Origin of the sequence: Phenylobacterium sp. (assembly GCF_030681155.1) — a bacterium.
In the GTDB taxonomy this organism is placed as follows: Bacteria; Pseudomonadota; Alphaproteobacteria; order Caulobacterales; family Caulobacteraceae; genus Phenylobacterium.
On record NZ_JAUXXE010000073.1, the window covers coordinates 1 to 5,940 of the forward strand.

The following is a 5,940-nucleotide window of genomic DNA, read 5'->3' on the forward strand; positions in this document are numbered from 1 at the left end:
GTGGACCGCTTCCTGATCCGCGACGGCAGGATCGTCGACCAGAAGGTTTGGAACGACCTCGCGGTGATGGCGGCGCGGCGCAAGGGAAGCTGACATGGGCAATCCGTACATCCGCAGGGATTTCGAGCGCGTCTCGCCGCAGCTGGTGGCGAAGGCGAAGGCATTTCCGGCCGCCATCCTGGCCGACGTCGGCGGCCGCCGCGGCACGCTGGGCGGGCGCATCCAGGGCCTGTCCAAGGCGATGAAGGTCGCCGGGCCGGCGTTCACCGTCGAGGTGCGCCCGGGCGACAACCTCATGATCCACGCCGCGTTGATGCTGGCGAAGCCGGGCGACGTGATCGTCGTCGACGGGAAAGGGGATCTCTCCTGCGCCCTGACCGGCGGCCTGATGGCGGCGCACGCAAAGGCGGCCGGCATCGCAGGTTTCGTCATCGACGGCGCGGTGCGCGACACCGACGAGTGCGCGCAGGGCGATTTCCCGATATTCGCCGCGGGCTGCAATCCGAACGGCCCGACCAAGGGCGTCGCCGGGTGGATCGGCATTCCGGTGTCGCTCGCCGGCACGACGGTGAACCCGGGCGACCTGATCGTGGGCGATGCCGATGGCGTCGTCGTGGTGCCGCGCGAGATGGCCGCGGAGATCGTGGGTGGCGCGCAAGCGAAGATTGACAGCGAAGCCGCGCGCATCGAGGAGATCCGCCAGGGCACGCTGCTGCCCGGCTGGCTGCCCGGCGTGCTGCGCACCGCCGGCGTGCTGGGGGGGAAGGAAGAACTGTAGCGTCCTGCTACGCGCCCGAGGGCGCGGCCGGCTACGCGCCTCTTGGGGCGCGTCCTTTTAGCCGCCCTTGGCCCTCGTCATGAACACGAGGCGCTCGAACAGGTGCACATCCTGCTCGTTCTTGAGCAGGGCGCCGTGCAGCGGCGGGATGATGGTTTTCCTGTCCTTGGCGCGCAGCGCATCCGGCGGGATGTCTTCCGCGAGCAGCAGCTTCAGCCAGTCCAGCAGCTCGGAAGTGGAGGGCTTCTTCTTCAGGCCGGGGACTTCGCGCACTTCGAAGAACACCTCCATCGCTTCCTTGAGGAGCGATTTCTTCAGCGTCGGGTAGTGCACCTGCACGATCTTCTCCATCGTCTCCTTGTCCGGGAAACGGATGTAGTGGAAGAAGCAGCGGCGCAGGTAGGCGTCCGGCAGTTCCTTCTCGTTGTTCGAGGTGATGATGACGATCGGGCGGATCTCGGCCTTGATGGTCTCATTGGTCTCGTAGACGTAGAATTCCATCCGATCGAGCTCTTGGAGCAGGTCGTTGGGGAACTCGATGTCGGCCTTGTCGATCTCGTCGATCAGCAGGATCGGGCGCTTGTTGGAGGAGAACGCCTCCCAGAGCTTGCCCTTCTTGATGTAGTTCTTCACGTCCTTGACGCGCTCGTCGCCGAGCTGGCTGTCGCGCAGACGGGTCACGGCGTCGTACTCGTATAGGCCTTGGTGAGCCTTGGTCGTGGACTTGATGTGCCAAGTGATCAGCTCGGCGTCGAGCGCCTTGGCGATTTCATAGGCCAACACCGTCTTGCCGGTGCCAGGTTCGCCCTTGATCAGCAAGGGGCGTTCGAGCGCAACGGCAGCGTTGACCGCGACCTTCAAATCTTCAGTGGCGACGTAATTGTCGGTGCCTTCAAAACGCTGGCTCATTGGGCTCCCCAGGTGCGGGCTCATAATGGGACCCGCTTTCGAACAAATGTTTCAACTGGAGCCAAACTAAAGGCACGGTCGGGACATTCAAGCTGATTGAGAGGCTTATCGGGCCTTATGTTTCAAACGTCGCAGGTATGGTCAGTTCCGGCGGGGTGAGATCGATACGGGATCAGAGGCCGGAAAAGTCTCTTTCAGCCCCTCATCGAGCGCGTTTTCCGTCCGAAGATCGCGATTATCTTGCGTTTCGCTCGCGCTGGTCCGCTGTGCGTAGCCCATGCGCTCGAGATCCTCGTCGCTCAGACCTTTGGACTGAAAGTTTGTGAAGTCGTCCTCGCCGCCGCTTACCAAGTCGGCGTCGGCGATCTCTTCGAGCCCGTCAATCGAATCGGGCTCGATTTGATCTTCATCGAAGGCGTCGCCGTCTTCATCCTCATCGACCGCGACGGCGCGATAGTGAAGCTCGTCATCATCCTCAGGCGCATCTTCGTCGAAGGCGGCCTCGTCAAAGTCAGCAGCATCGACAGCGAGCCCCTCGTCGTCGTCCCGATCGCCCTCGGCGGTGGTTAGATCCAAGAGATCGGGCAACTCCTCGAAGGTGCGCATCTCGCCGAGATCCTGGTCGTCGTCGAGGTTGGTTTCGTCGAAAGTCTCGGCGCCGTCCTGATCGTCATAGCCCTCTTGCGGGTCTGGCATCGGGTCACTCCAGCATCAGGCGCTCACTTTGCGCCAGTTGCGGGATCAACCCGCCGCGGCCATTCGTGTTCCGTCCTCAACGTATTCGCCAAGGGCGGTGGCGACCTGCGCCATGACGCCGGTCCAGTCTCCAGTGGTGGCCGGGGAGAAGACCCTGACTTGACTGTACCAGGGGTAGCTGTCGCTGCCGAGTTGGGTCCAAGGGCGGCGGGCCGTCACCAGCCAGGACGGCGCGCCTACGGCGGCGGCGAGGTTGAAGCTGGCGTTGGACACGCCAAGCACCAGGTCCATAGCCGCGGACAGGGCGGCCACGTCTTCGAGATCGTCGCGCAGGTTGATTCCGGCCGGCTGATAGATCTCCACGCCAAACTCCCGCTTGGCGAAGGCCAGGGCCTCGGACTGATCACCGTACTGCAGGTTGATGAAGGTGGCGCCGGGGGTGGTGAGCACGGGACGCCATTGCTCGAAGGGCGAGAAGTAGAGATGACGCCCAGCGTTCATGATCAGGCTGGTCCAAAGCAGTCCCACCTTCGTGCCTGGCAGATGCGAGAGCGTCTGCCGCCAATGCTCGATCCGCGCGGGATCAGTGCGCATGAAGCCTTCTGGGCGATGGGGGAAGGACTGAATGGTGGGACGATAGGTCTGAAGCAGTTCGGCCATCGGCGCCCAGTAGTCGATGTCCGACCAATCCTTGAGGAAGGGTGCGGTGCGATAGGCGCGACCCTCGCGGGCGATCGTGATGTGCGAGCCCATCCGGACGTCAGGGAAGCTGCGCTGGAAAAAGGGCAACAAGCGGTCTGTCACCGCCAGGGTCAATCGGCCGGTCGGGCCAAGATCGGCGATCACGTCAGCGAGCAGGTTGGCGAACAGCACCTCGTCGCCTAGGCCTTGTTCGCCATACAGCATCAGGTGGCGGCCAGCGATGTCGGTCCCGGGCCGCCATTGGGGGCGATCGGTCAGGAAATGGATGGGTTCGTTGAAGGTCGGTTCGAGCCGGGCGGCGTAGTACTTCCAACCCTGCGTCAGATCGCCGCGACTGAGCGACATGCTGCCGATGGCGAACCGCATCATGGTCGCGTCTTCCGGTGTTTCGGCCAGGGGAATCGCCTTGAAGGTCTGGGCGATCGCCTCGGGTTCCTGGCCCTTGCCGAACATGATGCTGGCTAGGTTATGCAACGCCTTTCCGTAGTTCGGGCGCAGGCGAAGCGCCTCGGAGTAGAAGGTCGCCGCTTGATCGTACTCACCCTGGTCGCCAAGCACGGTGCCCAGCGTCACCCACAGGATGACCTCGTCGGGGTGAGCTAACAGCGCGGTTCGTAGGACGTCGATCGCTTCCTGAGGGCGGCTTTCGCGCCGGAGGAGGGCGGCGAGATTGTTCGAGGCTTCGGGGGCGTCAGGCTTTAGCGCAAGGCTATGACGGAAGAGCGCCTCGGCCTGGGGCCACATCTCCATGCGATAGGCTAAGCGGCCAAGATCGTTGGCGATTTCCGGGCTCTCCGGCCCAAGAGCCAGGGCCCGTTCATAGGCCTCAAGCGCACCTGCCCGATCCCCCAGCTTGTCGCGGGCGATGCCGAGCAAGTGCCAGGAATAGAGAATGCCCTGGTCATATTTGATCGCCTGGAGGGCGCAGGCCTCGGCTTCCTTGAACTTGTTGTCGTTGGCGTAGAGGAGGCCCTTTTTCACATGGCGCAGGGCGGTTCTCATCGCCTTCATGGACGAGACTTCGTCCTGAATCCGGGCGAGCGCCTCGCGAGAGGCGGCGTCGCCGATAGGGCCGCTCTCGAATGGGGATTTACGCACTTCCGGGGCCGCCTTGCCTAAAACGCTCAAAAGGATCTGAACGGACCTTGTGAAATCATGCTTAACGGTCTGCTAATGCTGCGGGGGCGAAGCGCTTTGCAAGGAGCGGTTAACCCCTCGCATCTAGCGTTGAGTCCAGCCGCGTTGCGGACCGCTTCGAGACCTGGGCGACACGCCTCTAATGGAGACTGAGGAATGCCGCTGAAACTATCGCTGAAGCCCGGTGAGAAGTTCGTGCTCAACGGGGCGGTGGTGCAGAACGGGGATCGCCGGACGACCTTGGTGTTGCAGAACAAGGCCTCGGTGCTGCGCGAAAAAGACATCATGCAGCCGGACGAGGCGAGCACGCCGTCGCGGCGCATCTATTTCCCGATGATGATGATGTATCTCGAGGATGGCGCGAACGGTCGGTACTATGACGAGTTCGCTCAACGCTTGACCGAGTTCATGGGCGTCATTCGGAATCCGGAAGTCTTGGCGGACTGTGTCGCCATCTCCAAGCACGCCATGTCGCGCGAGTACTACAAGGCGCTCATGATGTGTCGGAAGTTGATCGAATACGAAGACGAGAGGTTGGGGAATGTCGCTTCGAGCTTACCAGCAAGCGGCCACGAGGGCTGAGGCGCCTAAGGACGCGGAGTACCGGCTGTTCGGCCAGGTTACGCGCGCGCTTATCGTCGCGTCCGAGGCCCCGATCAGCGACATCGCCGGGCGCATTGATGCGATCGACTGGAACCGGCGGCTATGGTCGACGCTGGCGCGCGATTGCTCTGAGCCGGGCAACGCCCTGCCGCCGCAGGTGAGGGCCAGCATCATCTCGCTCAGTCTTTTCGTCGGCCGGCATTCCAGTGTCGTCATGCGCGGCGAGGATGATTTCGAGACCCTGATCGAGATCAACAAGATCATGATGCAGGCTCTTGGGCACAAGACGGACTCGCCCGTCGCCGCCTGACGGCATGGTCGCTTTGGGCCTTTGAGGAAAGCGCCGGCCGGAAGGCCGGCGTTTTGCGTTCTGGGCGATCGCTGCAGGGTGGGCTGTATTTGCCTATCGGCAAAAATTGCCGGGAAAGTCGGCAAAAATTGCCGTGCCGATATGGGATTCCAGGCGTTAGGCGTGGTTTCCAACGCGTAAACGAAAAATCATGATAATAATCAGTACGTTGCGGTGTGGCTCAGGTGGCCTCGCGATTGCTTGGAACCCGCTGGGCAAAACGCCTCCGGCAGTCAAAATGACGTCGGTCCCTGAGAAAAGGATCTAGTGCTATGGGGATGAACTCCGTCAACACGAACGCTGGCGCAATGATCGCGCTGCAAAACCTGAACACCACCAACAAGGACTTGGGCGTGACCCAGGCTCGGATCAACACCGGCCTGAAGATCGCGAACGCCAAGGACAACGGCGCCATCTGGGCCATCGCCCAGAACCAACGCGCGGAATCGACCTCCCTCAACGCCGTCGTCTCGTCGCTGCAACGCGGCCAGTCGGTCGCCGATGTTGCGATGTCGGCCGGTAGCGCCATCTCCGACATCCTGGTTCAGATGAAGGAAAAAGTGCTGGCGGCGACGGAAGCTGGCCTCACCACCGCTTCCAAGCAAGCGCTCAGCGACGAATATACCGCGCTGCGCAATCAGATCCACACCCTCGCCCACAACGCGACCTTCGACGGTGTGAACCTGATCAAGTCGACCACGGTCAACAGCGCCAGCATCAAGGCCATCGCCAATGCCGACGCCTCAGCCACCATCGACATCGCTCA

7 protein-coding genes are annotated in these 5,940 nt (G+C 62.4%); 4 read left to right on the forward strand and 3 right to left on the reverse strand.

The window, feature by feature from the left end; translation table 11 throughout:
- Window positions 1-94: 94 nt before the first annotated feature.
- Window positions 95-778 carry a hypothetical protein gene (locus Q8M13_RS19640; protein WP_305301913.1) on the forward strand — a complete coding sequence of 228 codons (684 nt, stop codon included), beginning with the start codon at window positions 95-97 and terminating at the stop codon, window positions 776-778.
- A 57-nt stretch (window positions 779-835) separates the two neighbouring features.
- On the opposite strand, the gene Q8M13_RS19645 is transcribed toward Q8M13_RS19640, so the two are convergent.
- From Q8M13_RS19645 to Q8M13_RS19655, 3 genes are all read right to left on the reverse strand, one after another.
- The gene (locus Q8M13_RS19645) at window positions 836-1,687 is read right to left on the reverse strand and encodes a MoxR family ATPase (protein WP_305301914.1); all 852 of its coding nucleotides are present in this window, start codon (window positions 1,685-1,687) and stop codon (window positions 836-838) included.
- 141 nt (window positions 1,688-1,828) lie between these two features.
- Entirely contained in the window at window positions 1,829-2,293 is a 465-nt protein-coding gene (locus Q8M13_RS19650) for a hypothetical protein (RefSeq protein WP_305301915.1), read from the reverse strand.
- Between the two features lie 135 nt (window positions 2,294-2,428).
- Window positions 2,429-4,183, reverse strand: coding sequence for a tetratricopeptide repeat protein (locus Q8M13_RS19655; RefSeq protein WP_305301916.1), 1,755 nt, complete (start codon window positions 4,181-4,183; stop codon window positions 2,429-2,431).
- A gap of 195 nt (window positions 4,184-4,378) precedes the next feature.
- On the opposite strand from Q8M13_RS19655, the gene flbT reads away from it, so the two are divergent.
- From flbT to Q8M13_RS19670, 3 genes are all read left to right on the forward strand, one after another.
- Window positions 4,379-4,804, forward strand: coding sequence for a flagellar biosynthesis repressor FlbT (gene flbT, locus Q8M13_RS19660; protein WP_305301918.1), 426 nt, complete (start codon window positions 4,379-4,381; stop codon window positions 4,802-4,804).
- Window positions 4,764-5,135 carry a flagellar biosynthesis regulator FlaF gene (gene flaF / locus Q8M13_RS19665; protein WP_305301919.1) on the forward strand — a complete coding sequence of 124 codons (372 nt, stop codon included), beginning with the start codon at window positions 4,764-4,766 and terminating at the stop codon, window positions 5,133-5,135. Before flbT ends, flaF begins: the two co-directional genes overlap by 41 nt.
- Before the next feature lie 311 nt (window positions 5,136-5,446).
- On the forward strand, window positions 5,447-5,940 hold a 494-nt coding region (locus tag Q8M13_RS19670; RefSeq protein WP_305301920.1), incomplete at its 3' end, for a flagellin.

Bases quoted from the DNA above. Each gene is read 5' to 3' on its own strand.
- Q8M13_RS19640 (WP_305301913.1), top strand. From the start codon at position 95: ATGGGCAATCCGTACATCCGCAGGGATTTCGAGCGCGTCTCGCCGCAG.
- Q8M13_RS19645 (WP_305301914.1), bottom strand. From the start codon at position 1,687: ATGAGCCAGCGTTTTGAAGGCACCGACAATTACGTCGCCACTGAAGAT.
- Q8M13_RS19650 (WP_305301915.1), bottom strand. From the start codon at position 2,293: ATGCGCACCTTCGAGGAGTTGCCCGATCTCTTGGATCTAACCACCGCC.
- flbT (WP_305301918.1), top strand. From the start codon at position 4,379: ATGCCGCTGAAACTATCGCTGAAGCCCGGTGAGAAGTTCGTGCTCAAC.
- flaF (WP_305301919.1), top strand. From the start codon at position 4,764: ATGTCGCTTCGAGCTTACCAGCAAGCGGCCACGAGGGCTGAGGCGCCT.